This is a genomic window from Pseudomonas sp. GM60 (genome assembly GCF_000282415.1).
Classification (GTDB): Bacteria; Pseudomonadota; Gammaproteobacteria; order Pseudomonadales; family Pseudomonadaceae; genus Aquipseudomonas; species Aquipseudomonas migulae.
In genome coordinates this window covers 24,241-48,880 of the sequence record NZ_AKJI01000027.1, presented here as the reverse complement: position 1 = coordinate 48,880, position 24,640 = coordinate 24,241, and the positions used below count along the sequence as shown (strand labels likewise).

Sequence of the window (24,640 nt, the reverse complement as noted above, 5' to 3'; positions counted from 1 at the left end):
CACAGGATCGACCCATCGGCGCGGCGTTAACTTGATCTGGCTCAAGTCCGGGTCGTGATAAAGTCGCCGCCCATCCGACCTTTTGCTTTTTGAGACGACGACCGCAATGACCGATTTCCAGGATGTCGATGCCCAACTTGAAGACTGGAACGCCCTGCGCGCCACCGCCTCGATCAGCGGCCTGCTGGTGGGCAACGGCGCCAGCCGCGCGGTCTGGGACGATTTCGGCTACGACTCGCTGTTCGAAAACGCCCGCACCGTCGAAGAAAAACCCCTGAGCCAGTCCGAGCTCAGCGTTTTCGACGCGATGCAAACGCGCAGTTTCGAGCAGGTGCTGGGTGCGCTGAAAACCACCAGCCGGGTGAACAAGGCCCTGGCCGTCAGCTCCGCCGCGCCGCGCAATCGCTACTACGCGATCAAGGAAGCGCTGATCAACACCGTGCACGCGGTGCACATCCCGTGGCGACTGGTGGTGCCTTCGACACTGGCGACGATCAATCAGGAACTGGGCCGTTACCGGACGGTGTTCACCACCAATTACGACTTGCTCAACTACTGGGCGATCCAGCACCAGCCGGATGCGATCACCGACCTGTTCCAAGGGGCCGAGCCGGGGTTTGATTTGAGCGCCACGGCGACCGATAAAACCCGTCTGCTGTACCTGCACGGCGGTTTGCATCTGGTGCGCAATCAGGACGGCACGGCACGCAAACTGATGTCGACCGAAGGCACGCTGCTGGGCAGCTTTGCGATCAACAACACGATCAAGACGCTGGATGACGTGCCGCTGTTTGTGAACGAAGGGCCGAGCGCAGACAAGCTCAAGACCATCCGCAGCTCGGATTATTTGTCGTTTTGCTATGACCAGTTATTGGGGCATGCCGAAGGCTTGTGCATCTTTGGGCATGCGCTGGGCGAGCAGGACAGCCACATCATTCATGCGCTGCGCCAGGCGAAACCCAAGGTGGTCGCGATTTCGATTTATCCGCGCAGCAAGGCGTTTATCCAGCATCAGAAGCGGCATTACGCGAAGGTGTTTGAGGGGACCGGATCAGAGCTGCGTTTTTTTGATTCGAAGACGCATGCGCTTGGAAGTCCCAAGCTCACCGTTCCCGTCGAGGTGTAACACCGGTCCTGTAGGAGCCGGCTTGCTGGCGATGGCGGTGGCTCAGTCAATGCAGATGTTGATTGACCCACCGCTATCGCCAGCAAGCTGGCTCCTACAGGGGTATGCGGTGTTATGCAGCTCACTCTTCAGCGCTATGCACCACCACCAGCAACTGCGCCTGAACCTCGCCCACTGAGCGGATCCGGTGCGGTTTCTGCGCATTGAAGTGCAGCGCATCACCGCGTTCGAGCAGCACGCGCTCATTCATGAAGTCCACTTCCACCTGCCCTTCGTGGACAAACAGAAACTCCTCCCCCACGTGTTCCTTGAAGGTTTTGTCCGCGAATTCGTACGGCGGATAAATGATGAACGGCAGCAGACTGCGCTCACTCACCTGATGCGCCAGCACCGCATAGCCGGGGCTCTCATCATTGGCCGCCAGCGACTGACGCTCATGGCTGCGCACCAGGCTGTAGCTGTCGAGGCTGACGCTGTCTTCGGAGAACAATTCCTCGACCTTGACGTTCAGCGCCTTGGCCAGTTTCAGCGCAGCCGCAATGGACGGCGTATTCAACCCGCGCTCGACTTTCGACAGATAGCTCTTGGTCATCCCGGATTTTTCAGCCAGGGCCTCGAGCGTCACGCCCAGTTTTTTTCTCAATAATTTCAAACGGATAGACATGCAGAACGATTAATCCATCGAGGAGGCAACGATTCATCCTTGCCAATGACACAAAGTGTCATATAGCATCATTTGTGTCATTTGCATTCACCAAGGCCTTGCGAGCAACGAGTGAACGGCAAATCCGACGTCCATTGAACCACCCAAAGGACACCGATATGGCCAAGACCTTAGCATTACCCAAAGAGCAACTGGTCAAGCAAGCGCTGACCCAGATGCAAAATACCCTGGCAGATAATACGTGGACCGACCGGCAAAAGCTGGCCCTGACGTGCCGCATTCTGTTCGAGCATGGCCACGACTCCGGCCTAGCCGGGCAGATCACCGCCCGTGGCCCGCAGCCCGGCACTTACTACACTCAACAACTGGGCCTGGGTTTCGACGAAATCACCGCCAGCAACCTGCTGCTGGTCAACGAAGACCTGGAAGTGCTTGAAGGCCACGGCATGCCCAACCCGGCCAACCGTTTCCACAGTTGGGTGTACCGCGCCCGGCCGGACGTGAATTGCATCATTCACACGCACCCGACGCACGTCGCGGCGCTGTCGATGCTCGAAGTGCCGCTGCAGATTTCCCACATGGACCTCTGCCCGCTCTACGACGATTGCGCGTTTCTCGAAGGCTGGCCGGGTGTGCCGGTCGGTAATGAAGAAGGCGAGCTGATTGCCGGCGCCCTCGGCGACAAGCGCGCGGTCCTGCTGTCGCACCACGGCCAGTTGTCCACCGGCACGACCATCGAGGAAGCCTGCGTGATCGCGCAACTGATCGAACGCGCCGCGAAACTGCAACTGTTGGCCATGAGCGCCGGGACCATCAAGCCGATCATTCCGGAACTGGGCCGTGAAGCCCACGACTGGATCTCGAAACCCAAGCGCCATGGCGCTGCGTTCAACTACTACGCTCGGCAGAACCTGCGCCAACACGCCGATTGCCTGAACTGAACCCACGCATTTTCAAGAGGAGCGTCGCCATGTCGACCCCAACGATTCACGGCATCATCGGCTACACCATCACCCCGTTCACCGCCAATGGCGAAGGCGTTGATCTCGACGCGCTCGGACGTTCCATCGACCGTCTGATCGACGACGGCGTCCACTCGATCGCGCCGCTGGGCAGCACCGGCGAAGGCGCTTACCTGAGCGACGCGGAGTGGGACCAGGTCAGCGAGTTCAGTATCAAACACGTGGCCAAACGGGTGCCGACCATCGTCAGCGTATCCGACCTGACCACCGCCAAAGCGGTGCGCCGCGCACGTTTCGCCGAAGCCCATGGCGCCGACGTGGTGATGGTCTTGCCGACGTCTTACTGGAAACTCAGCGAGGCGGAAATCCTCGCCCATTACCGCGCCATCGGCGACAGCATCGGCGTGCCGATCATGCTCTACAACAACCCGGGCACCAGCGGCACGGACATGTCGGTCGACCTGATCCTGCGCATCGTCAACACCGTGGACAACGTGACCATGGTCAAGGAGAGCACCGGCGACATCCAGCGCATGCATCAACTGCAACGGCTCGGCGAGGGTCAGGTGCCGTTCTACAACGGCTGCAATCCGCTGGCACTGGAGGCGTTTGCCGCCGGGGCGAAAGGCTGGTGCACGGCGGCGCCGAACCTGATTGCGCAGCTCAATCTCGATTTGTATGAAGCGGTATTGGCCAACGATTTGAGCAAGGCGCGTGAACTGTTCTATCGCCAGTTGCCGTTGCTGGACTTCATTTTGAAGGGTGGGCTGCCGGCGACGATCAAGGCCGGTTTGCGTGCGACCGGGCTGGAAGTGGGGGATCCGCGATTGCCGGTGTTTCCTCTCGGTGAGGCTGGGCTGAGTCAGCTTCAAGGCTTGTTGAACGCGTTACGCTGATCACCAAACCCTGTAGGAGCCAGCTTGCTGGCGATGGTGTGTCAGTCGACACCTGTGTAGCTGACACACCATCGCCGGCAAGCCGGCTCCTACAAGGGTTTTGTGTTGTTAGAGCACCGGCAAGGTCTTGTCCTTGATCACGGTGGTCGGGCCGTTGGTCTTCACGCTGGCAATGCCTTTTTCCCGCGCGGCCTCGGAAGAATAGGCCTCACTGCTGCCGATGATCTCGTGGTTGGCAGCCTTGAGGTTGAAATACGGATGGCCATCCTTGGTAGTCTTTTTCTCGTAGCGCTCATCCAGCGGGCTGTTCTTCTGCACTGAGGCGATGCCGTTTTCGGCGGCGCTGCGAGTGGTGTAGTGCTCGCTGTTCAGAATGGTTTCGGCATTCGCCGCTTTCAGCACGAAACGAAACTGGCCGTTGCTGGTTTTGCTCAACTCATACCATCCAGACATAATTTTTCTCCTTGGCGATTGAGGGGTTTCGCGCTTCAGAGTAAAGACCAGCCATGGATTTTTGTCGCCTGAACCGGCCTCTTCGCGGGCAAGCCTCGCTCCTACAGGGGAACGCATTCCAATGTGGGAGCGAGCCTGCTCGCGATGGGGTCGACACGGTCTAAGCTATTTCACCACAGCACGCACCACCGACAGCTCCGGCGCCTGCACCCGCCGTTGCGACAAATACCGCGTACAACTCACCCGCAAGAACGAAGCAAAATTCACCACTTCCCCGCGATAATCCATCACCTCTTCATACAGCTTGGCGATCAACTGGTTGGTGGTCATGCCGTCGACCTCGGCGATTTCGCTGAGGATGTCCCAGAACTGATTCTCCAGTCGCAGGGTGGTGACCACCCCGCAGATGCGCAGCGAGCGGGAGCGCGATTCGTAGAGAATCGGGTCGGCCTTGACGTAGAGCTCGCACATGAAAAAGTCCCTCGTTACAGCGTGATTTTGGTGCCCAGCAACCCGAGGAAACCGGCTAGCCAGCTCGGGTGGGCCGGCCAGGCCGGAGCAGTGGCCAGATTGCCTTGAACATGACCTTCCGTCACCGGGATATCGATAAACGTACCGCCGGCCAAGCGCACTTCCGGTGCGCAAGCCGGGTAGGCGCTGCATTCGCGACCTTCCAGAACTCCCGCCGCCGCCAGCAATTGCGCACCGTGGCACACGGCGGCGATCGGTTTGCCGGCCTTGTCGAAGGCACGCACCAGGTCCAGGACTTTTTCGTTCAGGCGCAGGTATTCCGGGGCACGACCGCCGGGGATCAGCAGCGCGTCGTAGTCGGCTTCAGCGACCTTGGCAAAATCGAAGTTCAAGGCAAACAGATGGCCGGGCTTTTCGCTGTAGGTCTGGTCGCCTTCGAAGTCGTGGATCGCCGTGCGCACGGTCTGGCCGGCGGATTTGTCCGGGCAGACGGCGTGCACCGTGTGGCCGACCATCAGCAGTGCCTGGAACGGCACCATCACTTCGTAGTCTTCGACGTAATCGCCGACCAGCATCAGGATTTTCTTGGCAGCCATGGGGAGGACTCCTCTGGGGAAATGCTTAGGAGTATTCAAGGTAGTCGTTATCCAGGGGGGCGGGTAATAACCAGCTACTACTTGAAGACCACGTTATCGTTCATCGCGAGCAGGCTCGCTCCCACAGGGGAACGCATTCCAAATGTGGGAGCGAGCCTGCTCGCGATGGGACCCTCAAACTGTACGGATAACTCTGCGCCTAGCTGTAGCACCGCACCCCGCACAGTTTATGGCTAGATGAAGCCACCTCCCCGCCACCCTGAATTCTGGTTGCCCTCATGTCCACGCGCGAAAACACCGGCATGGCCCTCGGCCTGCTCGGCGTTGTGATTTTCAGCCTGACCCTGCCCTTCACACGGATCGTCGTGCAGGAACTCCATCCGTTGCTCAACGGCCTCGGACGTGCGCTGTTCGCGGCGATTCCGGCGGCGCTGTTGTTGCTGTGGCGCAGGGAAAAATGGCCGACCTGGAAACAGGTCAAAGGCCTGACGCTGGTGATCGCCGGCGTGATCCTTGGCTTCCCGGTTTTATCCGCCTGGGCGATGCAAACCTTGCCCGCGTCCCACGGCGCACTGGTCAACGGCCTGCAACCCTTGTGCGTGGCGCTGTACGCCGCGTGGTTGTCCCACGAACGCCCGTCGAAAGCCTTCTGGGCCTGCGCCGCGCTGGGCAGTGCGCTGGTGCTGGGTTACGCGCTGATCAGCGGTGCCGGGAGCATTCAGGCCGGTGATTTGCTGATGCTCGGCGCAATTGCCGTAGGCGGTCTGGGGTATGCCGAAGGGGGTCGTTTGGCCAAGGAAATGGGTGGCTGGCAGGTGATCTGCTGGGCGCTGGTGCTGTCGACGCCGCTGTTGATCGGACCGGTGGTGTACCTGGCGCTGCAACACCAGGGCGAAATTTCGGCCAAGACCTGGTGGGCCTTTGGTTATGTTTCGCTGTTCTCGCAGTTCATCGGCTTCTTCGCCTGGTACGCCGGGTTGGCCATGGGTGGCATTGCCCGGGTCAGTCAGATCCAGCTGTTGCAGATCTTCTTCACCATCGCGTTCTCGGCGTTGTTTTTCGGTGAACACATCGAACCGATCACCTGGCTGTTTGCTGCCGGGGTGATCGTGACGGTGATGTTGGGGCGTAAAACGGCGGTCAAACCTGCACGTATAGCCACTGCATAACTCTAACCGCCCCCGAATGCACTGACACAACTCAATCCTGTAGGAGCCGGCTTGCCGGCGATGGCGTCCATGAAATCGCCATCGCCGGCAAGCCGGCTCCTACAAGGTGTTTCAGAGGTAGTTGTCAGCGCGCAGCAGGGTTTCCAGGCAATGTTCGGTGATGTGGTAGAAATCCTTCAGCTCCTGAATCTTCACCAACAACTGCGCCGGGTCCACCGGTTCGGCGCGCTTGACCGCCAGGATCATCTTGTTCTTGTTGGTGTGGTCCAGTGAGATGAACTCAAACACCTTGGTTTCGTAACCGCAGGCTTCAAGAAACAACGCACGCAAACTGTCGGTGACCATTTCCGCTTGCTGACCCAGGTGCAAACCGTACTGCAGCATCGGCTTGAGCAGCGCCGGGCTCTGGATTTGCAGGCGGATCTGCTTGTGGCAGCACGGCGAGCACATGATGATCGACGCGCCGGAACGAATGCCGGTGTGGATCGCATAATCAGTGGCGATGTCGCAGGCATGCAGCGCGATCATCACGTCCAGCTCGCTCGGCGCCACACTGCGCACGTCACCGCACTTGAACACCAGCCCCGGGTGTTCCAGCTTCGCGGCGGCGGCGTTGCACAGGTTGACCATCTCTTCACGCAGCTCGACGCCGGTCACTTCGCCTTTGGCGTTCAGGGTGTTGCGCAAATAGTCGTGGATCGCGAACGTCAGGTAGCCCTTGCCCGAACCGAAGTCCGCGACCCGCACCGGTTTGTCCAGCGCCAGCGGCGAGGTGGTCAGGGCATGGCTGAAGACTTCGATGAACTTGTTGATCTGCTTCCACTTGCGCGACATCGCCGGGATCAGCTCGTGCTTGCTGTTGGTCACACCAAGGTCGGCGAGGAACGGCCGGCTGAGGTCGAGGAAGCGGTTTTTCTCGCGGTTGTGCTCGGCGGACGGCACTTCGCGCAATTGCTGAGGTTTGCTCTTGAACAGCGAAGACTTGCCCTTTTTGCTGTATTCGAGCTGGGCTTCGTCGGTCAGCGATAACAAATGCGCATTTTTGAACGAGGCCGGCAGCAACGCGGCGATGGTCGCCACGCCCTCGGCCAGCGGCAGGTTCTTGGTGATGTCGCGGGTTTTGTAGCGGTAGACGAAGGACAGGCAAGGCTGATCCTTGACCGTCAGTTGCTTGATGATCAGCCGTTGCAGATCCGCTTCGGTGCCGACGTATTTGGCCAGCACCAGTTTGATGAAGGCATTGGCGTCGAGGCTGGTTTGCAGCAGGTCGATGAACTGGGCGTGGTGATCCGGCGCGAGGCTGGCGGGAGTGGCGGTGACAGACATGGAAAAAACGGCCTCGGGCGGAGCGAATCGGGAATGGCGGGTATTTTAGGGGGGATGGCCGTTCAGGGCACGGCTAATTTCCCGAACGGTTCAGCATGTGAACGCATTCCCCTGTGGGAGCGAGACCGGCTTGCCGGCGATGGATTCAAGAGCACCGCGATTTTCCTGCAACCCCGCGTCATCGTTGACGACCATCGCGAGCGGGCTCGCTCCCACAGGGGATCAGCGTCAGCCTAGAACCACCAACCGATTCGGCAGCTCATTGCGCACATGCGTCACCGGCACGTGCACCTTGAGCAACTCGCCGCACGCCTCCACGCACGTGACAAAACCCTGCAACGTCTGCCCCTGTTTCACCTGCTGGGTGAACGCCGCCACAATGGCGTCCCAGTTCTTGTTGTCCAGCCGTTTGGAAATCCCTTCGTCCACCAGGATTTCCACATAGCGCTCGGCCTCGCAAACGAAAATCAGCATGCCGGTGCTGCCGACGGTGTGGTGCAGGTTTTGCTCCAGGAACTGCCGGCGCGCCAGGTTCGAGGCGCGCCAGTGACGCACCGAGCGCGGGATCAGGTGCGTGGTGACTTTCGGAATACGGAACACCAGGCACAGCACGATGAAGGTGAGCCATTGCACCAGCAGCAGGCTGTGCATGGTCAGCCAGCCGGTCAAATAATGCACGACACCCGGCACCACCAGCGCCAGCAGGCTGGCCCATAGCAGCGGGATGTACGCATAGTCGTCGGCACGGGCTGCAAGCACCGTCACCAGCTCGGCGTCGGTGTCGCGCTCGACCCGGGCGATTGCCTCGGCGACTTTGCGTTGTTCGTGTTCAGTCAGTAATGCCATGTCTTAAAGTGCTCGTTCATTATTGTTATCACCAGCCGCCCGACGAACCGCCGCCCCCGAAACTGCCCCCACCGCCGCTGAAGCCCCCGCCTCCACCGCCGCCACCCCCAAAACCTCCACCGCCGAAACCACCACTCGAACCGCCCGACCCGCCTCGGCCCGCCGGCAGAATCCCGAACATCTGCAAGACGAATATCGTCAGGATGAACAGCACCACCAGAAACACGAAAATCCCCGGGTGTCGGGAAACAAAATCACCGTCCTGATCGCCGCCCGACTCATAAATAGTCGACGGTTCATCCAGCGGGCTGCCGCCCAACACCACCAGCATCGCCGCGACCCCGTCGCTGATGCCCTTGCTGAAGTTACCGGCCTTGAACGCCGGGGTGATCACCTGATGGATGACCACCGAACTCTGCGCATCGGTCAGGCGATCTTCCAGGCCATAACCGACTTCAATCCGCAGCTTGCGCTCATCACGGGCGACAATCAGCAGCGCGCCATTGTTCTTGTCCTTCTGGCCGATGCCCCAATGACGCCCGAGTTGGTAACCGAAGTCGGCAATCTCGGCGCCCTGCAAGTCCGGCAACGTCACCACCACCAACTGCTCGCCGGTGGCCTTTTCATGGGCATTGAGCTGTTGCGTCAGCTGCTCGCGCACCGACGGCTCGATCATCCCGGCGTTGTCCACCACCCGCCCGGTCAACTCCGGAAACTTCAGCTCGGCCTGGGCCGTGGCAGCAAACACCCAAAGCAACAGCGCCAGGCCCACATTCAACACGCGCATTGGCAACCTCATCCGTGGTTATGCTTCAAGCCGGTCAGAATTTCACTTCAGGCGCTTTCTCGGCACCGGGGGTGGTGGCTTCAAAGGTTTCGCGGATCGGCAAGTCGCTGTACATCACGGTGTGCCACAAGCGGCCCGGGAAAGTGCGGATTTCGGTGTTGTAGTTCTGCACCGCGAGAATGAAATCCCGACGCGCCACGGCGATGCGATTCTCGGTGCCTTCCAGTTGCGATTGCAACGCCAGGAAATTCTGGTTGGCCTTGAGGTCCGGATAACGCTCGGACACCACCATCAAACGGCTCAAGGCACCGGTCAGCTGATCCTGCGCCTGCTGGAACTGCTTGAGTTTCTCGGGGTTGTCGAGGGTGCTGGCATCCACCTGAATCGACGTCGCCTTGGCCCGGGCTTCGATCACCGCAGTCAGGGTTTCCTCCTCGTGTTTCGCATAGCCTTTGACGGTTTCCACCAGGTTGGGGATCAGGTCGGCGCGGCGCTGGTACTGGTTCTGCACCTGGCCCCAGGCGGCCTTGGCCTGTTCGTCGAGGGTCGGAATATTGTTGATGCCGCAACCGGCCAGCAACGTGGTCAGCAACATCAAGGCTGCGACCTGCAGGCTCGACCGAGTGTGATGTCGTACATTCATCTGGTTGACGCTCCCGTGCACATTCCGTTGATAAAACAACCAGCAACCTCCTGACCGGACTCTTCGGGCATAATCTGCCGCCGCCACTGGATTGCATCGAGCCAATGGGCTAAAAGATGCCCCTGCGCGAAAACACTGCGCAAGTGTGCCCGCATTTACTTGAACAACAATAGTCGCTCCCTAAATTTTGGCTGACCGGCGCGTATTCACTGCCGTTTGGGCTTTTGAGAAAACCATTCATGAAGAAGCTGTGTTTGCTGGGCCTGTTCGTCAGCCTGGCCAGTCATAACGTATTGGCCGCCACGACGCCCACACCTCTGGAAAACAAGGACGCTTTCATCAGCAACCTGATGAAGCAGATGACCCTCGATGAAAAAATCGGCCAGTTGCGCTTGATCAGCATCGGCCCGGAAATGCCTCGGGAGCTGATCCGCAAGGAAATTGCCGCCGGTAACATCGGCGGTACGTTCAACTCGATTACCCGTCCGGAAAACCGTCCGATGCAGGACGCGGCGATGCGCAGCCGGTTGAAGATCCCGATGTTCTTCGCCTACGACGTAATCCACGGCCACCGCACGATTTTCCCGATCCCTATCGCCCTCGCTTCGAGCTGGGACATGGACGCCATCGGCCTGTCCGGGCGCATCGCCGCCAAGGAAGCCGCGGCGGACAGCCTCGACATCACCTTCGCGCCGATGGTCGACATTTCCCGTGACCCGCGTTGGGGCCGCACCTCCGAAGGCTTCGGCGAAGACACCTACCTGGTGTCGCGCATTGCCGGCGTCATGGTCCGGGCCTTCCAGGGCACCGGTGCGAACGCGGCCGACAGCATCATGGCCAGCGTCAAGCACTTCGCCTTGTACGGCGCGGTCGAGGGTGGTCGCGACTACAACGTCGTCGACATGAGCCCGGTCAAGATGTACCAGGACTACCTGCCACCGTACCGCGCGGCGATTGACGCCGGCGCCGGCGGCGTCATGGTTGCGTTGAACTCGATCAACGGCGTACCGGCCACCGCCAACACCTGGCTGATGAACGACCTGTTGCGCAAGGAATGGGGCTTCAAAGGCCTGGCGGTCAGCGACCACGGGGCGATTTTCGAGCTGATCAAGCACGGTGTTGCCGCTGACGGTCGCGAAGCTGCGAAGCTGGCGATCAAGGCCGGCATCGACATGAGCATGAACGACACCCTGTACGGCAAAGAACTGCCGGGGCTGTTGAAGGCCGGTGAGATCGAGCAAAGCGACATCGACAACGCCGTGCGTGAAGTGCTCGCCGCCAAGTACGACATGGGCCTGTTCAAGGACCCGTACCTGCGCATCGGCAAGGCGGAAGATGATCCGGCCGACACCTACGCCGACAGCCGCCTGCACCGCGCCGAGGCCCGCGACGTTGCGCGCCGCAGCCTGGTGTTGTTGAAGAACCAGGGCGAAACCCTGCCGTTGAAGAAAACCGCGAAGATCATGCTGACCGGCCCGTTGGCCAAGGCACCGATCGACATGATGGGCAGCTGGGCCGCCGCCGGTCGTCCCGCGCAATCGGTGACACTGTTCGACGGCATGAACGCTGCCGTGGCCGACAAGGCGACGCTGGTCTACGCCCGTGGCGCCAACATCACCAGCGACAAGAAGGTTCTGGATTACCTGAACTTCCTCAACTTCGACGCACCGGAAGTGGTCGATGACCCGCGCTCGGCGCAAGTGCTGATCGACGAAGCGGTGAAAGCCGCCAAGGATGCGGACGTGATCGTCGCGGCGGTCGGCGAATCCCGTGGCATGTCCCACGAATCCTCCAGCCGCACCGACCTGAACATCCCGGCCAATCAGCGCGACCTGATCAAGGCGTTGAAAGCCACCGGCAAACCGCTGGTGCTGGTGTTGATGAACGGCCGTCCGCTGTCGATTCTCGAAGAGAAAGACCAGGCTGACGCGATTCTGGAAACCTGGTTCAGCGGCACCGAAGGCGGCAACGCCATCGCCGACGTGCTGTTCGGCGACTACAACCCGTCGGGCAAACTGCCGATCACCTTCCCGCGTTCGGTGGGTCAGATTCCGACCTACTACAACCACCTGAGCATTGGCCGGCCGTTCACGCCGGGCAAACCGGGCAACTACACCTCGCAGTATTTCGATGACACCACCGGCCCCCTGTTTCCGTTCGGCTTCGGTCTGAGCTACACCGATTTCAGCCTGACCGACATGGCCCTGTCATCGACCACGCTGAACAAGACCGGCAAGCTCGACGCCAGCGTCATGGTGAAAAACACCGGCAAGCGCGACGGCGAAACCGTGGTGCAGCTGTACATCCAGGACGTGACCGGCTCGATGATCCGGCCACTGAAGGAACTGAAGAACTTCCAGAAAATCACGCTCAAGGCCGGTGAACAGAAAGTCGTGCACTTCACCATCACCGAGGATGACCTGAAGTTCTTCAACGCTCAGTTGAAGTACGCAGCAGAGCCAGGCAAGTTCAACGTGCAGATCGGCCTGGACTCCCAGGACGTGACGCAGCAGAGCTTCGAACTCCTGTAACACCGCCCCCTGTAGGAGCGAGCCTGCTCGCGATGGCGGCCTGACAGTCAACTGAGATGTTGAATGTCAGGGCCTCATCGCGAGCAGGCTCGCTCCCACAGTGGTTTGTGGTGTTCAGAAGAGCGGGATCAGCCTCTACGATCCAGCAGATTCACCACCAGCCGATCCACCCATCCCCAAATCCTTTGCTTCACCCGCCGCCACAGCGGTCGGCGTTGCCAGGCCTCCAGGCTGACTTCCTGGCTCTGCGCAAAGTCATTCTCGAAACTCGCCGCCACCGCACGCGTCAGCCCCGGGTCCAGAGCTTCAAGGTTGGCTTCCAGGTTGAATCGCAAATTCCAGTGATCGAAGTTGCATGAGCCAATGCTCACCCAATCATCGACCAGCACCATTTTCAGGTGCAGGAAACACGGCTGGTATTCGAAGATCTGCACCCCGGCCTTGAGCAATCGCGGGTAGTAGCGATGCCCGGCATAACGCACCGACGGGTGATCGGTGCGCGGACCGGTCAATAACAGACGCACATCAACGCCTCGAGCTGCCGCCCGACGCAACGAGCGGCGGACTTTCCACGTCGGCAGGAAATACGGTGTGGCCAGCCAGATTCGCTTTTGCCCGCTGTTCAGCGCACGAACCAGCGATTGCAGGATATCGCGGTGTTGGCGGGCGTCGGCATACGCGACCCGGCCCATGCCCTCGCCCATCGGCGGCACGCGGGGCAATCGCGGCAAACCGAAATGCGAGGCAGGTTTCCAGGCGCGGCGATGGCGGTTGGCGATCCATTGGCGATCGAACAACAACTGCCAGTCGATGACCAGAGGGCCGGTGATTTCCACCATCACTTCGTGCCATTCGCTGGCGTCTTCGCCCGGCGTCCAGAACTCATCGGTGACACCGGTGCCGCCGACTACGGCCATGCTCTGATCGACCAGCAACAGCTTGCGATGATCGCGGTAGAAATTGCCGACCCAGCGCCGCCAGCTCAGGCGGTTGTAGAAGCGCAGCTCTACGCCGGCCGCCATCAGCCGCTGACGCAGGGTCAGGGTAAACGCGAGGCTGCCGTAATCATCGAACAGGCAGCGCACCCGCACGCCGCGCTCGGCGGCCTGGACCAGTGCCTGAACCATGGCCTCGGCACACGCGCCCGCCTCCACCAGGTACAGCTCCAGTTCGACTTGTTCCTCGGCGCGCGCAATCGCGACCAGCATCCGCGGAAAGAACTGCGGACCGTCGATCAGCAGTTCGAAGCTGTTGCCTTCACGCCAGGGAAAAATCGCGCCGGCCATGTCAGCGCGCCGTGAAAATCAGCACCGCACCCACCGGCACCGACAGACTGATGGCCGACAACCCGGCGACCTTGCGCAAGCTGTCCAGCCCCGGCGCCAGATCAAAATCCTCGGCGTTGATCACCAGCGGTTCGAGCGTCACCACTTGAAAGCGTCGGTCATCGAGGCGAGTCGCCAACAGCTCGGCGTTGTACTCACGGGTTTTGCCGTGGAGGTTGACGGTGACCGGCAAGCGCAGCTCGAGTTGCGCACCGGGAGCGAGGTCGTTGATCGGGCGCAAATCAATCTGCGCAGTGATCAACGCTTCGGGAAAGTTCTGGATCTCGAACAGCTCCTTGCGCATGCGTTCGTCACGCAAGGGGATGCCGCTGTTTATCGAATCCAGCTCGACTTCCACCTCGGCCAGGCCTTTGGGACTGACCTTGCCATGCAGCACCAGGAAGCGCTGCACTTCGGAAACATTGGCGTTTTTGGTGCTGACGAACGACAGCCGCGAGGATTCGCCGTCCAGGTACCAATTGGCCTGAGCCGACAAAGTAGCGCTGGCCAGCAGCACAAAGGCGAGGGTTTTGGTGAGGGACCGCTTGAACATAAAGACTCGTGGGGCAGATAAACCTGAACGAACCTTAACCGCCCGCGAGCGCATTGCAAACCGCGACGTCCAAACACAGCACCTGTAGGAGCCCGGCTTGCCGGCGATAGCGCCCGAAAGATCGCCATCGCCAGCAAGCCGGCTCCTACGGATTTGCGGTGTGCTCGAGATTGAAGGTTCACGCCAAACCTGTAGGAGCCGGCTTGCTGGCGATGGCGTTCCGGAGATTGCCATCGCCGGCAAGCCGGCTCCTACAAAGACGACCTGTCAGGGTTGCAGACGGCAGCCTTGGTGTTCGCCGATCCATTGCGCGCTGTTGCTGCGGCCCATGCCGCTGACCGTCACGCGTTTGCCGGTGGCGTCATCGGTAAAACCGCTGAAGGGCAGCCATTGTTTCACATAGCCACGGCAATACTCGGCGTCGTTGTCCATCACGTATCGGCACGAGCAGTATTCCTTGGCGGTGTAGGCGCTGATGATGTCCGGGAAGGCCCATAGCGCCACGCGCTCGTGCCAGATCCAGCCAAGCAAGGCGATCAGCAGGATCAACAACAGCGAGCTGAACGGTCGGCGGCGGACAAACGGGCGACGGCTCATGGCTGCACCTTCCCGGCGAATGCCTTGCGCGAAAGGTTGAGCAATGCGTTGTGGTTGTAGCTACCGTCGCGGTCGTCGCCGTAGCGCACGATCACCAGTTTTTCGCTGGGGATCACGTACATCGCCTGCCCCCAATGGCCAAGTGCGGCGAAGGTATCGGGAGGTGCATCGGGCCAGGGTTGTGCGGCGCCATCCACGGCGCGATTGAGCCACCACTGACCGCCCGGCACTGCGTCGTCCTGATTCGCTTGATAGTGGGCGAAGGACTCGCGATTGAAGGTGACCCAGTCTTTGGGCAGCAATTGCCGGTCCCCCCAACGGCCGTCACGCGCCATCAACAAGCCGACTCGCGCCAGGTCGCGGGCGGTGAGGTAGGCATAGGACGAGGCGACGAAAGTGCCCGTGCCGTCGGTTTCCCACACCGCGTGACGAATCCCCAGCGGCTCGAACAGCGCGGTCCATGGATAGTCGGGATAACGCGCCGGGCCGACGATGTTTTTCAGCGCCGCGGACAACAGATTGCTGTCGCCGCTGGAATAGCGAAAAGCCTGACCGGGCTTGGCGTACTCGGCGTGATCGGTGGTGAAGGCGGCCATGTCGTGATGGCCGCGGGTGTAGAGCATCGCCACCACCGAGGACTTCAACGGCGCGTATTCATAGTCTTCCTGCCAGTCCAGGCCCGAGGCCCAGTGCAGCAGATCGGCCAGGGTGATCGCCGGGTGCTTTTCCAGCGCTGGATAGAACTTCAGCGCCGGGTCCTGCAATTTGAACAGGCCTTCGCCATAGGCGACGCCGAGCACCGTGGCCATGAGGCTCTTGCTGATCGACCAGGTCAGGTGCGGCGTGTCGGCGCTGGTCGGGCCGGCGTAGCGTTCGTAGATCAACTGACCGTCGCGGATCACCAGCAAAGCGTCGGTGCGGATGCCTTTTCGGCTGATGTCATCACGGGGCGGGAAGGCGTAGGTTTCCAGGGCTTGCAGCGCCGGGCCGCTCGGGGTGAGGCCGGGCGACCATTGCTCGGTGGGCCAGGTTTCGGCCTGGGTCGAGAGACTGAGCAGCAGCATGAAAAACAGGGACACGCCTTTGAACATGGTGGGGGCTCGGCGGATTTGATTGCTGAGCCTAGTTGAGGTTGATGACAGTTTTGGAGTTTGTGTCGTCAATGAAGACGCCTTCGCGGGCAAGCCTCGCTCCTACAGAGGTATGCGCTCTCCTGTAGGAGCGAGGCTTGCCCGCGAAGAGGCCCGTCAGATCGCCGCCAACGCCTTGGCCAACCGCTTGCCCCGCGCCCCCGCCGCCAAATCCATCACCGCCTGATCCCGCTGCCACATCGCCGTCCACTGCGGCGGGCCATCGGCCAATGCCTGGTTCACCTCAACCTTCAACCCGTCGAACTGCGCAAACAACCCGCCCAGCAACACATGCCCCGCCGGATTGTTCGGCGCCTGCCGGCTCATTTCCGCACACCCGGCCAACAGCGCCAGCAAACGCAACTGCAAGGCCTGCGGCCAGTCGCTGTCCTGGCCGACGCCATACAACCACGCTGTCATCGCGCTCAACACATAGACGTCCTCCAGCGTTCTGAACGGTTTGACGTACGCGTCCCAGCCATCCCCCGCCAGCAATTCACACAAGGCATGGTCGAGAAACAGCCGGCCATGACTGATGTCCGGCATCAGCGGGATCGGCGGGAGTTTTTCCAGACGCACACCCGGCTCACCGGGATAAACCACCGCCAGGCTCAGGCGCGGCGACTCGCCAGGCGCTTCACTGCGCGCAGCGATCAGCAGCCAGTCGGCCGCATCGCCGGCGGTCACGAAATCCTTGCGTCCGCTCAGGCGCAGTTCGCTCAGGCGCGTCTGCATGTCCGCCACCCGCAGGCTGCGTTGCTCGGTCGCGCACAACGCGCCAAGACTCGGCGGCGCGCTCGGCCACAGCATGCGTAAAGCCGCCTGATAGCCCACCAGAAACGCCAGCCCCGGTGTCGCCATCAGGCGTCCACCGCCCACCGCCAACTCAAACGGCGTGACCGTGCCCAACTGCTGCAACAAGGTCGCGAAGCCTTCACCGAGGTCCGGATTGGCGGGCAAGCGATCGCGGCGTTTCAACAGGGTTTGCCAGGGCATAAGAGGCTCCTTGTGGGCTGTCATATAAGCATCACCAAAGCTTCATGGCGATGACACCGGGGCTACATAGCCTGACTTTGCACAACACGGCCGCATAAAGAAAGTCGATCGGCTCTAACCCAAGACGGGTGACCAGCCCGCACGGAGAATCGCAATGACTCAGATCGCCCGCATCAGCGACACCGGCAATGAACGCCGCCTGCAAGCCGAACGCCTGGTGGGCGCCGAGGCCTTGCAGGAAGCCCAGGCTTTGCGCTTCAACGTGTTCAGCGGCGAGTTCAACGCCAAGCTCAAAGGCGCGGAACTGGGTCTGGACATGGATGACTATGACGTTCACTGCGCCCACATCGGCGTGCGTGACCTGAACACCGGTCGCCTGGTGGCAACCACCCGTTTGCTCGACCACACCGCCGCCAGCAGCCTGGGCAAGTTTTACAGCGAAGAAGAATTCAGCCTGCACGGTCTGATCCAACTCAAAGGCCCGATCCTCGAAATCGGCCGTACCTGTGTCGACCCGGCCTACCGCAACGGCGGGACCATCGCAGTGCTCTGGGGGGAACTGGCCGAAGTCCTGAACCAGGGCGGCTACAGTTATCTGATGGGTTGCGCGAGCATCCCGATGCAAGACGGCGGCATCCAGGCTCACGCGATCATGCAGCGTCTGCGCGAGCGTTATCTGTGCACCGAGAACCTGCGCGCCGAACCGAAAAAACCGTTGCCGGTTCTGGACATCCCCTCCAACGTCATCGCCGAAATGCCGCCGCTGCTCAAGGCCTACATGCGTCTCGGTGCGAAGATCTGCGGCGAGCCGTGCTGGGACGAAGACTTCCAGGTTGCCGACGTGTTCATCCTGCTCAAACGCGACGAACTCTGCCCGCGCTACGCCAAGCACTTCAAGGCGGCTGTGTAATGAGCCGCCTGCGGGTGTACGCGCGGATTGCGCGAGTGTTGGTCGTGGTGGCATTGGGGCTGAGCATGGCCAGTGTCTTCGGTTTGTTCGAACGCTTGGGCATCGCCCATTCGATGGTCCGCCGTCAGCGCTGGTCGCGGTTTTTCATGGCGCGCCTGGCGAATGCCCTGCCCTTTCGCGTGACCGTGCACGGTGAATTGCCGAAGGAGCCGATGCTCTGGGTCAGCAACCACGTGTCCTGGACGGACATTCCGCTACTGGGCATGCTCACGCCGATGTCGTTCCTGTCCAAGGCCGAAGTGCGCACCTGGCCGGTGGCGGGCTGGTTGGCGGCCAAGGCCGGCAGCCTGTTTATCCGCCGTGGTTCGGGTGACAGTCAGTTGATCCGCAAACAGATGACGCGCCACCTGGAGCAAGCGCACCCGCTGCTGATGTTCCCGGAAGGCACCACCACCGATGGCCGTTCGTTGCGCACCTTCCATGGTCGCTTGCTGTCGGCGGCGATTGATTCGCAAGCGAAGCTGCAACCGTTGGCGATTCGTTACTTGCGCGAGGGTGAAATCGATTCGCTGGCGCCGTTCATTGGCGATGATGACTTGCTCTCACACCTGATGCGCTTGTTTGCCAACGACCGGGGCGATGTGGAGATTCATCTGCTCAAGCCGATTGCCTGCGAAGGCCGGGAACGTGCGGCGCTGGCATTCGAAGCGCAGCAGGCGGTGCAGAAGGTGTTGTTCGGCGCGATTCCCGAAAAACAGCAAGCGCCGATGCGCCCGGCAATCGCTGCCTGAACACATAACCCCTGTAGGAGCCGGCAAGCCGGCTCCTACAGGGATTTATGTTGTTGGGTAGTTTTGGGCGAAGTCCTGTAGCTGTGGGTAGAACAACCGAAAGTCCTCGCTCAACGGCTCATACAACACCCGCAGCTCCTGCATCGCCGCCGCCAGTTCCTCGGGCCTGGTCAACCGCCGCGAAATCCCCCGCAGGACCTGCTCCAACACGTCGAACTCCCGGTAAGAACCCAACCAGTCATTCGCCACCATGTGCGGCGCAATCTTCGCCAGGCGTTCCGGTAATTGCGGTTCATTGGACAGCACCCGATACACGTCGCCGGTGAACAGCGCCAGCGGCCGGTCGGCGTACAGCGTCCAGTCCCGCGCCAGGCAATGGTCAAAAAACACATCGAGCATGATCCCGGCATAACGCCGGCGGGTCAGGGAAAACCGCGACAACGCCACGTCCACCATCGGATGGCGGTCGGTAAACACGTCGATGCTGCGATGCAACTGGATAGCCGCCTCGATCTCCGGGGCGAACTGCCCTTGCAGCCGTCCTTTGACGAAATCGCCATACAGACTGCCGAGCAATTGACCGGGACGCTGGCCACCGAGGTGAAGATGTGCGAGATAGTTCATGCCGCCCAGCTTAACACTGCGGCATTCATATCGTTATAACCCGATATACCGATTTACGCGATCATCAGATCAAAATCATATTGGTATATCGCGAAATACCGATTTAAAGTTCGCCTCATCGCGATATAGCGTTTTACTCATCACGAGCCCCAAGCCATGAACCTCGACCTCGACGAAATAATAAAAGCCCTGGCACACCCAGTACGGCGAGAAATCCTGCACTGGCTCAAAGACCCGGACGTCGAATTTCCCGACCAGACCCACAGCAACGAGCACGGCGTCTGCGCCGGGCAGATCGATCAACGGTGCGGTTTGTCGCAGTCCACGGTGTCCGCACACCTGGCGACCCTGCAACGCGCCGGCCTGATCAGCAGCCGCAAAGTCGGCCAGTGGCACTTTTTCAAACGCAACGAGGAAACCATCCAGGAATTCCTCAAAACCTTCAGTAAAGAGCTCTGACCCTTAAGCTGACAAGGAATCAACAATGCCCCTCTCGCTCCTCATCCTGGCCTTGAGCGCCTTCGCCATCGGCACCACCGAGTTCGTCATCATGGGCTTGCTGCCCGATGTGGCGGCTGACCTCGGTGTGTCGATCCCCGGCGCCGGCTGGCTGGTGACCGGTTACGCCCTGGGCGTGGCCATCGGTGCGCCGTTCATGGCACTGGCCACCGCCAGGCTGCCGCGCAAGGCCGCACTGGTGGCGTTGATGGGGATATTCATCATCGGCAATCTGCTCTGCGCAGTGGCCAGTGACTACAACGTGCTGATGTTTGCCCGAGTGGTGACTGCCCTTTGCCACGGTGCGTTCTTCGGTATCGGTTCGGTAGTGGCTGCGGGTCTGGTGCCAGCCAACAAACGCGCTTCGGCCGTGGCCCTGATGTTCACCGGCCTGACCCTGGCCAACGTCCTCGGCGTGCCGCTGGGCACCGCGCTGGGTCAACAAGCCGGCTGGCGCTCGACGTTCTGGGCGGTGACCGTTATCGGCGTAATCGCCTTGATTGGCCTGATCCGTTTCCTGCCGGCCAAGCGCGATGAAGAGAAACTCGACATGCGCGCCGAGCTGCGTGCCCTCAAAGGCGCCGGTATCTGGCTGTCGTTGAGCATGACCGCGCTGTTCGCCGCGTCGGTGTTCACCTTGTTCACCTACGTCGCCCCGCTGCTGGGCGAGGTGACCGGCGTCTCGCCACGCGGCGTGACCTGGACGCTGATGCTCATCGGTCTGGGCCTGACGGTCGGCAACATCATCGGCGGCAAACTGGCCGACAAAGGCCTGGCGGCGACGCTGATCGGGGTGTTCATCAGCATGGCCGTGGTGTCCACCGTGCTGACCTGGACGAGCGTTGCGCTGATCCCGACCGAAATCACCCTGTTCCTCTGGGCTACCGCGTGCTTTGCCGCCGTACCCGCCCTGCAAGTGAACGTGGTGACCTACGGCAAGGCTGCACCGAACCTGGTGTCGACCCTGAACATCGGCGCCTTCAACGTCGGCAACGCACTCGGTGCCTGGGTCGGCGGCAGCGTCATCGCCCACGGCTACGGCCTGACCAGCGTGCCACTGGCGGCCGCCGCACTGGCGGTACTCGCCCTGCTGGTGACCCTGATTACTTTCCGTCAGAGCGGTAATCCCGAACTGGCCCCTGCTACCAACTGACTCACTGATACCTCACGAGGGTGCATTTCATGACAACTATTTTCGATCCGATCAAACTGGGCGACCTCGAGTTGGCCAACCGCATCATCATGGCTCCGCTGACCCGCTGCCGCGCCGACGAAGGTCGTGTGCCGAACGCGCTGATGGCCGAGTACTACGTTCAACGCGCCTCGGCCGGCCTGATCCTCAGCGAAGCCACCTCGGTCACGCCGATGGGCGTTGGCTACCCGGACACTCCGGGCATCTGGTCCAACGATCAAGTGCGCGGCTGGACCAACGTCACCAAGGCGATCCACGGCGCGGGCGGCAAGATCTTCCTGCAACTGTGGCACGTCGGCCGGGTTTCCCACGAGTCGTACCTGAACGGCGAAAAACCGGTCGCACCGAGCGCCATCCAGCCCAAAGGTCACGTTAGCCTGGTTCGCCCACTGGCCGATTACCCGACGCCGCGCGCTCTGGAAACCGCTGAAATCGCCGACATCGTCGACGCTTACCGCGTCGGTGCCGAAAACGCCAAGGCCGCCGGTTTTGATGGCGTGGAAATCCACGGTGCCAACGGTTACCTGCTCGACCAGTTCCTGCAAAGCAGCACCAACCAGCGTACCGACCAATACGGCGGCTCCGTGGAAAACCGTGCACGCCTGCTGCTGGAAGTGACCGATGCCGCCATCGAAGTCTGGGGCGCCGGCCGCGTTGGTGTGCACCTGGCACCGCGTGCAGACTCCCATGACATGGGTGACGACAACCTCGCCGAAACCTTCACCTACGTCGCTCGCGAACTGGGCAAACGTGGCATCGCGTTCATCTGCTCCCGCGAAAAAGAAGGCACCGACAGCCTCGGCCCGCAAATCAAGGAAGCCTTCGGCGGTCCGTACATCGTCAACGAACGCTTCACCAAGGACAGCGCCAACGCCTGGCTGGCCAGTGGCAAGGCTGACGCGGTCGCCTTCGGTGTGCCGTTCATTGCCAACCCGGATTTGCCGGCACGGTTGAAGGCCGATGCGCCGCTGAACGAAGCGCGTCCGGAGTTGTTCTACGGCAAAGGCCCGGTCGGTTATATCGACTATCCAGCGATGTAACTTCAACTAAACAATTGCAAAGCCCCGGCTCGAAAGAGCCGGGGCTTTTTTATGCGCTCCATCAACCACGTGCAACAAACAAATACACACCCAACTAACAGACCTTTTGACTCGCTGATATATTCAATCTCTCAATTCAACTCAACTCAAGAGAGATCGACATCATGGATGATACCCCTATAAAGGCCGCCTCCGAAGACCAGGAAGTCTACGAAGACATTCAGAATGTGACATTTGAAAAAAACCTCTACGAGCAAGCCAGCACTCTTGCAACTCTTTCCACTTTTCCGATGATACTAAGCTTTCTTCAAAGTGCTGCCACAACTCTTTTTTCTCCTGAGACCCAGGAAAGACTAAGAACAGAACTGGAAGTCGATAAATACTTTGAGGCCCTTGGCAAGGAAAGCCTCAAGAGGGAGGAAGAAACCTGGGCATCCCTTAAACGCATAAAATCTCACACCAGTGTTCTCTTCTACATCTTCAATGCTACCGAAGAAACTTTCAAACTCGATTACTCCAGCTGGAACAACGACAAACTCCCCGCTCAAGACTATGAAATCAAGCCCTTGCAGTACACGTCATTCATACTGCGCAGCGACATACCTCAACGTATCCCCCATCGGCAGATTCATGTGTCGAGCAAAGTGAACCACGGCTTTACGTATCGTAGCGAAAAATTCGCATTCGATTTTTCCTCGCAGCTTTATTTAAGGCATTCGGGCGGCAAGTCAACCCCCTACGCGGATCACCAGATAAACTCTATTGGTAAATCTTCACTGACTTGTACTTCCAGCCTCTCACGAGGCATGAGAGAGAGTCCTTATAGCTACGGCGTGCTAATTACTCTTGGTGAATTAGCCTGAAGAACCCGATTGCGTTCAAAGCGGTGCTCAGCAGCATCTGCGCTTCTTAATAAATAAACCCCCAGGTAAAAGCACCTGGAGCTCACCTACTTAGCAAAATAAAAAATCGACATGAACGACATCAAAGAAACCAGTAACAAGTACGAAGATCTACTATCGTTTTTCAATTACACTTCCATTGGCACACTTTACAACCTGACACCACTACTATTCAGCGAAGAGAATCAGCAAGCACTGGATGAGTTGATAGGGATCGCCGAGGTGGAATTAATCGGCCTCCTCGAAAAAATCGAGTCAGAACGCGAGTTGAATCAGAAAATAGAACAGTGGCGACATCAAGATGAAAGCTCGAAAAACACTCGTGTGATCGTCAAACTCATTAACAACACACCGCACACTTTTAAAATCGCACAAACCAGTCTGCCTTTACACCCATCAGAGCGCGAGTCATTCCTGCTCCGGGCTCACGCAAAGACAGCATTCAAATCCGACTTTGCCTATACGTACGCCGCGCCGTGGCCAAAGAACAAAATCATGTTCAATCAATTCGTGGATTTTATCGATCAGAACGTCGGGGTACGTTTTGACCTCGGCATGATCATGAACAAATCCTTCGGCGTTATTTCGCCAAGACACAGGGCAACGGTAAAAAACACCGTCACCTCCATTGGCTCATCCAAAATCAATTGTTCCACCAAAATCACCCGCATGGCAGAGGATCAGCCTTTCAACTTTGAGGTGGAAATCACACTGGGCTGAAGCAGCGACCACTGGGGATCGCTCTTGGCTTTTCACATCTGCGACACAAATTTCCTACAAAATACGTAGCTCGCTACCTGTCATCCTGAAGCGCGTCCCTATATAAAAGCACCCCAGTACGTCAAAGCGGGCGAAGAGTTGATCTTCGCCCGCGTCTATTGACATAAACGGATCCAATTACGCATGTTGCTTCATTTTTGCAGGCTGGGACTGAAACGCAGCATGTCCAGCCCGGTATCGACCCAACGTTCGGCATCGATATGCAGTTCAAAGCTGTCCGGCGCGAGCAACCATTGGTACAGCAGGCCATCTATATAGGCATGAATGCTGATGGCCGCACGGGCGGTGTCGAGATTTTCCGGCAACTGCCCGCGATTCACCGCATTACGCAGGGTCAGGCCAATGCGCGTGTTGCATTCGAGGCTGGCCGTTCGGCGCTGCTGGCGCAGATCGCACATTTCATCGGTGAATTCGCACTTATGAAACAGAATCTCGTTGATGCGCCGGGTCTTGGGGTCCAGCGCAACTTCATGAAACAAATGAATCAGCAGCCGACGCATGCAGCCCAGCGGATCGAGCTCGTCTTCGCTCTCCGCGGCTTTGGCCAGCTCATCAAGGGGCTCATGCAAGCTGTCGAGCATGGCCTGCACCAGATCGGCCTTGTTGCTGAAATGCCAGTAGATGGCGCCGCGAGTGACGCCGGCCAGGGTTGCGATGTCCGCCAGCGTCGTGCGGGCCACGCCCCGCTCGAAAAAGGCTTTTTCGGCCGCCTCGAGTATCTGGCTGCGGGTTTCTTGAGCTTCCTCTTTGGTGCGACGGACCATGGCAGTACAACCTCAATCAGGATGCTTCAGCGATGTCTGAATATCAGCTGAATAAAAGTGGGGCGAGC

Annotated in this window: 27 protein-coding genes; 12 read left to right on the top strand and 15 right to left on the bottom strand. The window is 59.8% G+C overall.

The genetic code is table 11. The annotated features are described in order from the left end of the window. The first annotated feature begins 106 nt into the window (after positions 1–106). A complete protein-coding gene (locus tag PMI32_RS23935; protein ID WP_008025718.1) occupies positions 107–1,126 on the top strand; it encodes a DUF4917 family protein in 1,020 nt (339 codons plus the stop codon). Between the two features lie 121 nt (positions 1,127–1,247). Here PMI32_RS23935 and PMI32_RS23940 read toward each other — a convergent pair whose 3' ends face one another. Further along, entirely contained in the window at positions 1,248–1,790 is a 543-nt protein-coding gene (locus tag PMI32_RS23940) for a helix-turn-helix domain-containing protein (RefSeq protein ID WP_008025716.1), read from the bottom strand. Between the two features lie 158 nt (positions 1,791–1,948). Between PMI32_RS23940 and PMI32_RS23945 the strand changes: the two genes are divergently transcribed. After that, complete coding sequence (locus tag PMI32_RS23945; RefSeq protein ID WP_008025714.1) at positions 1,949–2,731, top strand: aldolase; 783 nt, start codon at positions 1,949–1,951, stop codon at positions 2,729–2,731. Positions 2,732–2,760: 29 nt separating this feature from the next. Further along, positions 2,761–3,648: a dihydrodipicolinate synthase family protein gene (locus tag PMI32_RS23950; protein WP_008025710.1), complete on the top strand. Its 888-nt coding sequence runs from the start codon at positions 2,761–2,763 to the stop codon at positions 3,646–3,648. A gap of 108 nt (positions 3,649–3,756) precedes the next feature. Here the strand turns inward: PMI32_RS23950 and PMI32_RS23955 are convergent, their stop codons facing one another. From PMI32_RS23955 to PMI32_RS23965, 3 genes are all read right to left on the bottom strand, one after another. Beyond that, a complete protein-coding gene (locus tag PMI32_RS23955; RefSeq protein ID WP_008025708.1) occupies positions 3,757–4,101 on the bottom strand; it encodes a YegP family protein in 345 nt (114 codons plus the stop codon). A gap of 165 nt (positions 4,102–4,266) precedes the next feature. Further along, positions 4,267–4,572 carry a ribbon-helix-helix domain-containing protein gene (locus PMI32_RS23960; RefSeq protein ID WP_008025707.1) on the bottom strand — a complete coding sequence of 102 codons (306 nt, stop codon included), beginning with the start codon at positions 4,570–4,572 and terminating at the stop codon, positions 4,267–4,269. 14 nt (positions 4,573–4,586) lie between these two features. After that, complete coding sequence (locus PMI32_RS23965; protein WP_008025704.1) at positions 4,587–5,168, bottom strand: DJ-1/PfpI family protein; 582 nt, start codon at positions 5,166–5,168, stop codon at positions 4,587–4,589. Positions 5,169–5,446: 278 nt separating this feature from the next. On the opposite strand from PMI32_RS23965, the gene PMI32_RS23970 reads away from it, so the two are divergent. Then, positions 5,447–6,337 carry a DMT family transporter gene (locus PMI32_RS23970; RefSeq protein WP_008025702.1) on the top strand — a complete coding sequence of 297 codons (891 nt, stop codon included), beginning with the start codon at positions 5,447–5,449 and terminating at the stop codon, positions 6,335–6,337. Positions 6,338–6,448: 111 nt separating this feature from the next. On the opposite strand, the gene PMI32_RS23975 is transcribed toward PMI32_RS23970, so the two are convergent. The 4 genes from PMI32_RS23975 to PMI32_RS23990 all read right to left on the bottom strand — a co-directional run bounded on the left by PMI32_RS23975 (position 6,449) and on the right by PMI32_RS23990 (position 9,939). Continuing rightward, positions 6,449–7,663 carry a class I SAM-dependent methyltransferase gene (locus PMI32_RS23975; RefSeq protein WP_008025700.1) on the bottom strand — a complete coding sequence of 405 codons (1,215 nt, stop codon included), beginning with the start codon at positions 7,661–7,663 and terminating at the stop codon, positions 6,449–6,451. A gap of 228 nt (positions 7,664–7,891) precedes the next feature. Next, positions 7,892–8,509, bottom strand: a complete 618-nt coding sequence (locus PMI32_RS23980) for a TPM domain-containing protein (protein ID WP_008025698.1) — start codon at positions 8,507–8,509, stop codon at positions 7,892–7,894. Between the two features lie 28 nt (positions 8,510–8,537). Continuing rightward, positions 8,538–9,296 (bottom strand): TPM domain-containing protein, encoded by a 759-nt coding sequence (locus PMI32_RS30865; protein ID WP_008025696.1) that lies wholly within the window; start codon positions 9,294–9,296, stop codon positions 8,538–8,540. A 34-nt stretch (positions 9,297–9,330) separates the two neighbouring features. Beyond that, the gene (locus PMI32_RS23990) at positions 9,331–9,939 is read right to left on the bottom strand and encodes a LemA family protein (RefSeq protein WP_008025694.1); all 609 of its coding nucleotides are present in this window, start codon (positions 9,937–9,939) and stop codon (positions 9,331–9,333) included. A 239-nt stretch (positions 9,940–10,178) separates the two neighbouring features. On the opposite strand from PMI32_RS23990, the gene bglX reads away from it, so the two are divergent. Beyond that, on the top strand, positions 10,179–12,470 hold the full coding sequence (bglX, locus tag PMI32_RS23995) for a beta-glucosidase BglX (protein WP_008025693.1): 2,292 nt from the start codon (positions 10,179–10,181) through the stop codon (positions 12,468–12,470). Positions 12,471–12,598: 128 nt separating this feature from the next. Here bglX and PMI32_RS24000 read toward each other — a convergent pair whose 3' ends face one another. The 5 genes from PMI32_RS24000 to PMI32_RS24020 all read right to left on the bottom strand — a co-directional run bounded on the left by PMI32_RS24000 (position 12,599) and on the right by PMI32_RS24020 (position 17,071). Further along, positions 12,599–13,756 (bottom strand): phospholipase D-like domain-containing protein, encoded by a 1,158-nt coding sequence (locus PMI32_RS24000; RefSeq protein WP_008025690.1) that lies wholly within the window; start codon positions 13,754–13,756, stop codon positions 12,599–12,601. A gap of 1 nt (position 13,757) precedes the next feature. Continuing rightward, positions 13,758–14,348 (bottom strand): YceI family protein, encoded by a 591-nt coding sequence (locus tag PMI32_RS24005; RefSeq protein WP_008025688.1) that lies wholly within the window; start codon positions 14,346–14,348, stop codon positions 13,758–13,760. A 267-nt stretch (positions 14,349–14,615) separates the two neighbouring features. Then, positions 14,616–14,945: a hypothetical protein gene (locus PMI32_RS24010; RefSeq protein ID WP_008025687.1), complete on the bottom strand. Its 330-nt coding sequence runs from the start codon at positions 14,943–14,945 to the stop codon at positions 14,616–14,618. Further along, a complete protein-coding gene (locus PMI32_RS24015; protein WP_008025685.1) occupies positions 14,942–16,036 on the bottom strand; it encodes a serine hydrolase domain-containing protein in 1,095 nt (364 codons plus the stop codon). Before PMI32_RS24015 ends, PMI32_RS24010 begins: the two co-directional genes overlap by 4 nt. A 156-nt stretch (positions 16,037–16,192) precedes the next feature. Beyond that, the gene (locus PMI32_RS24020) at positions 16,193–17,071 is read right to left on the bottom strand and encodes an acyl-CoA dehydrogenase middle domain-containing protein (protein WP_008025684.1); all 879 of its coding nucleotides are present in this window, start codon (positions 17,069–17,071) and stop codon (positions 16,193–16,195) included. Between the two features lie 154 nt (positions 17,072–17,225). On the opposite strand from PMI32_RS24020, the gene olsB reads away from it, so the two are divergent. Then, complete coding sequence (olsB, locus tag PMI32_RS24025) at positions 17,226–17,981, top strand: L-ornithine N(alpha)-acyltransferase (RefSeq protein WP_008025682.1); 756 nt, start codon at positions 17,226–17,228, stop codon at positions 17,979–17,981. After that, positions 17,981–18,772 (top strand): lysophospholipid acyltransferase family protein, encoded by a 792-nt coding sequence (locus PMI32_RS24030; protein WP_008025680.1) that lies wholly within the window; start codon positions 17,981–17,983, stop codon positions 18,770–18,772. The genes olsB and PMI32_RS24030 overlap by 1 nt, the downstream gene beginning before the upstream one ends. Positions 18,773–18,817: 45 nt before the next feature. Here the strand turns inward: PMI32_RS24030 and PMI32_RS24035 are convergent, their stop codons facing one another. After that, a complete protein-coding gene (locus PMI32_RS24035) occupies positions 18,818–19,396 on the bottom strand; it encodes an acyl carrier protein phosphodiesterase (protein ID WP_008025679.1) in 579 nt (192 codons plus the stop codon). Between the two features lie 156 nt (positions 19,397–19,552). On the opposite strand from PMI32_RS24035, the gene PMI32_RS24040 reads away from it, so the two are divergent. The 5 genes from PMI32_RS24040 (at position 19,553) to PMI32_RS24060 (ending at position 23,748) form a co-directional block, all read left to right on the top strand. Continuing rightward, positions 19,553–19,855, top strand: a complete 303-nt coding sequence (locus PMI32_RS24040; RefSeq protein WP_008025677.1) for an ArsR/SmtB family transcription factor — start codon at positions 19,553–19,555, stop codon at positions 19,853–19,855. Between the two features lie 25 nt (positions 19,856–19,880). Next, positions 19,881–21,047, top strand: a complete 1,167-nt coding sequence (locus tag PMI32_RS24045) for an MFS transporter (protein WP_008025675.1) — start codon at positions 19,881–19,883, stop codon at positions 21,045–21,047. A gap of 29 nt (positions 21,048–21,076) precedes the next feature. Further along, positions 21,077–22,126 carry an alkene reductase gene (locus PMI32_RS24050; RefSeq protein WP_008025674.1) on the top strand — a complete coding sequence of 350 codons (1,050 nt, stop codon included), beginning with the start codon at positions 21,077–21,079 and terminating at the stop codon, positions 22,124–22,126. Positions 22,127–22,290: 164 nt separating this feature from the next. Further along, positions 22,291–22,989: a hypothetical protein gene (locus PMI32_RS24055; protein ID WP_008025672.1), complete on the top strand. Its 699-nt coding sequence runs from the start codon at positions 22,291–22,293 to the stop codon at positions 22,987–22,989. Between the two features lie 111 nt (positions 22,990–23,100). Beyond that, complete coding sequence (locus PMI32_RS24060; RefSeq protein WP_008025670.1) at positions 23,101–23,748, top strand: hypothetical protein; 648 nt, start codon at positions 23,101–23,103, stop codon at positions 23,746–23,748. Between the two features lie 191 nt (positions 23,749–23,939). Here the strand turns inward: PMI32_RS24060 and emhR are convergent, their stop codons facing one another. After that, a complete protein-coding gene (emhR, locus tag PMI32_RS24065; protein ID WP_008025668.1) occupies positions 23,940–24,572 on the bottom strand; it encodes an efflux system transcriptional repressor EmhR in 633 nt (210 codons plus the stop codon). Positions 24,573–24,640: the final 68 nt, after the last annotated feature.

Excerpts from the sequence above, each read along its gene's own strand:
- PMI32_RS23935 (WP_008025718.1), top strand. The coding sequence starts at position 107 with ATGACCGATTTCCAGGATGTCGATGCCCAACTTGAAGACTGGAACGCC.
- PMI32_RS23940 (WP_008025716.1), bottom strand. The coding sequence starts at position 1,790 with ATGTCTATCCGTTTGAAATTATTGAGAAAAAAACTGGGCGTGACGCTC.
- PMI32_RS23945 (WP_008025714.1), top strand. The coding sequence starts at position 1,949 with ATGGCCAAGACCTTAGCATTACCCAAAGAGCAACTGGTCAAGCAAGCG.
- PMI32_RS23950 (WP_008025710.1), top strand. The coding sequence starts at position 2,761 with ATGTCGACCCCAACGATTCACGGCATCATCGGCTACACCATCACCCCG.
- PMI32_RS23955 (WP_008025708.1), bottom strand. The coding sequence starts at position 4,101 with ATGTCTGGATGGTATGAGTTGAGCAAAACCAGCAACGGCCAGTTTCGT.
- PMI32_RS23960 (WP_008025707.1), bottom strand. The coding sequence starts at position 4,572 with ATGTGCGAGCTCTACGTCAAGGCCGACCCGATTCTCTACGAATCGCGC.
- PMI32_RS23965 (WP_008025704.1), bottom strand. The coding sequence starts at position 5,168 with ATGGCTGCCAAGAAAATCCTGATGCTGGTCGGCGATTACGTCGAAGAC.
- PMI32_RS23970 (WP_008025702.1), top strand. The coding sequence starts at position 5,447 with ATGTCCACGCGCGAAAACACCGGCATGGCCCTCGGCCTGCTCGGCGTT.
- PMI32_RS23975 (WP_008025700.1), bottom strand. The coding sequence starts at position 7,663 with ATGTCTGTCACCGCCACTCCCGCCAGCCTCGCGCCGGATCACCACGCC.
- PMI32_RS23980 (WP_008025698.1), bottom strand. The coding sequence starts at position 8,509 with ATGGCATTACTGACTGAACACGAACAACGCAAAGTCGCCGAGGCAATC.
- PMI32_RS30865 (WP_008025696.1), bottom strand. The coding sequence starts at position 9,296 with ATGCGCGTGTTGAATGTGGGCCTGGCGCTGTTGCTTTGGGTGTTTGCT.
- PMI32_RS23990 (WP_008025694.1), bottom strand. The coding sequence starts at position 9,939 with ATGAATGTACGACATCACACTCGGTCGAGCCTGCAGGTCGCAGCCTTG.
- bglX (WP_008025693.1), top strand. The coding sequence starts at position 10,179 with ATGAAGAAGCTGTGTTTGCTGGGCCTGTTCGTCAGCCTGGCCAGTCAT.
- PMI32_RS24000 (WP_008025690.1), bottom strand. The coding sequence starts at position 13,756 with ATGGCCGGCGCGATTTTTCCCTGGCGTGAAGGCAACAGCTTCGAACTG.
- PMI32_RS24005 (WP_008025688.1), bottom strand. The coding sequence starts at position 14,348 with ATGTTCAAGCGGTCCCTCACCAAAACCCTCGCCTTTGTGCTGCTGGCC.
- PMI32_RS24010 (WP_008025687.1), bottom strand. The coding sequence starts at position 14,945 with ATGAGCCGTCGCCCGTTTGTCCGCCGCCGACCGTTCAGCTCGCTGTTG.
- PMI32_RS24015 (WP_008025685.1), bottom strand. The coding sequence starts at position 16,036 with ATGTTCAAAGGCGTGTCCCTGTTTTTCATGCTGCTGCTCAGTCTCTCG.
- PMI32_RS24020 (WP_008025684.1), bottom strand. The coding sequence starts at position 17,071 with ATGCCCTGGCAAACCCTGTTGAAACGCCGCGATCGCTTGCCCGCCAAT.
- olsB (WP_008025682.1), top strand. The coding sequence starts at position 17,226 with ATGACTCAGATCGCCCGCATCAGCGACACCGGCAATGAACGCCGCCTG.
- PMI32_RS24030 (WP_008025680.1), top strand. The coding sequence starts at position 17,981 with ATGAGCCGCCTGCGGGTGTACGCGCGGATTGCGCGAGTGTTGGTCGTG.
- PMI32_RS24035 (WP_008025679.1), bottom strand. The coding sequence starts at position 19,396 with ATGAACTATCTCGCACATCTTCACCTCGGTGGCCAGCGTCCCGGTCAA.
- PMI32_RS24040 (WP_008025677.1), top strand. The coding sequence starts at position 19,553 with ATGAACCTCGACCTCGACGAAATAATAAAAGCCCTGGCACACCCAGTA.
- PMI32_RS24045 (WP_008025675.1), top strand. The coding sequence starts at position 19,881 with ATGCCCCTCTCGCTCCTCATCCTGGCCTTGAGCGCCTTCGCCATCGGC.
- PMI32_RS24050 (WP_008025674.1), top strand. The coding sequence starts at position 21,077 with ATGACAACTATTTTCGATCCGATCAAACTGGGCGACCTCGAGTTGGCC.
- PMI32_RS24055 (WP_008025672.1), top strand. The coding sequence starts at position 22,291 with ATGGATGATACCCCTATAAAGGCCGCCTCCGAAGACCAGGAAGTCTAC.
- PMI32_RS24060 (WP_008025670.1), top strand. The coding sequence starts at position 23,101 with ATGAACGACATCAAAGAAACCAGTAACAAGTACGAAGATCTACTATCG.
- emhR (WP_008025668.1), bottom strand. The coding sequence starts at position 24,572 with ATGGTCCGTCGCACCAAAGAGGAAGCTCAAGAAACCCGCAGCCAGATA.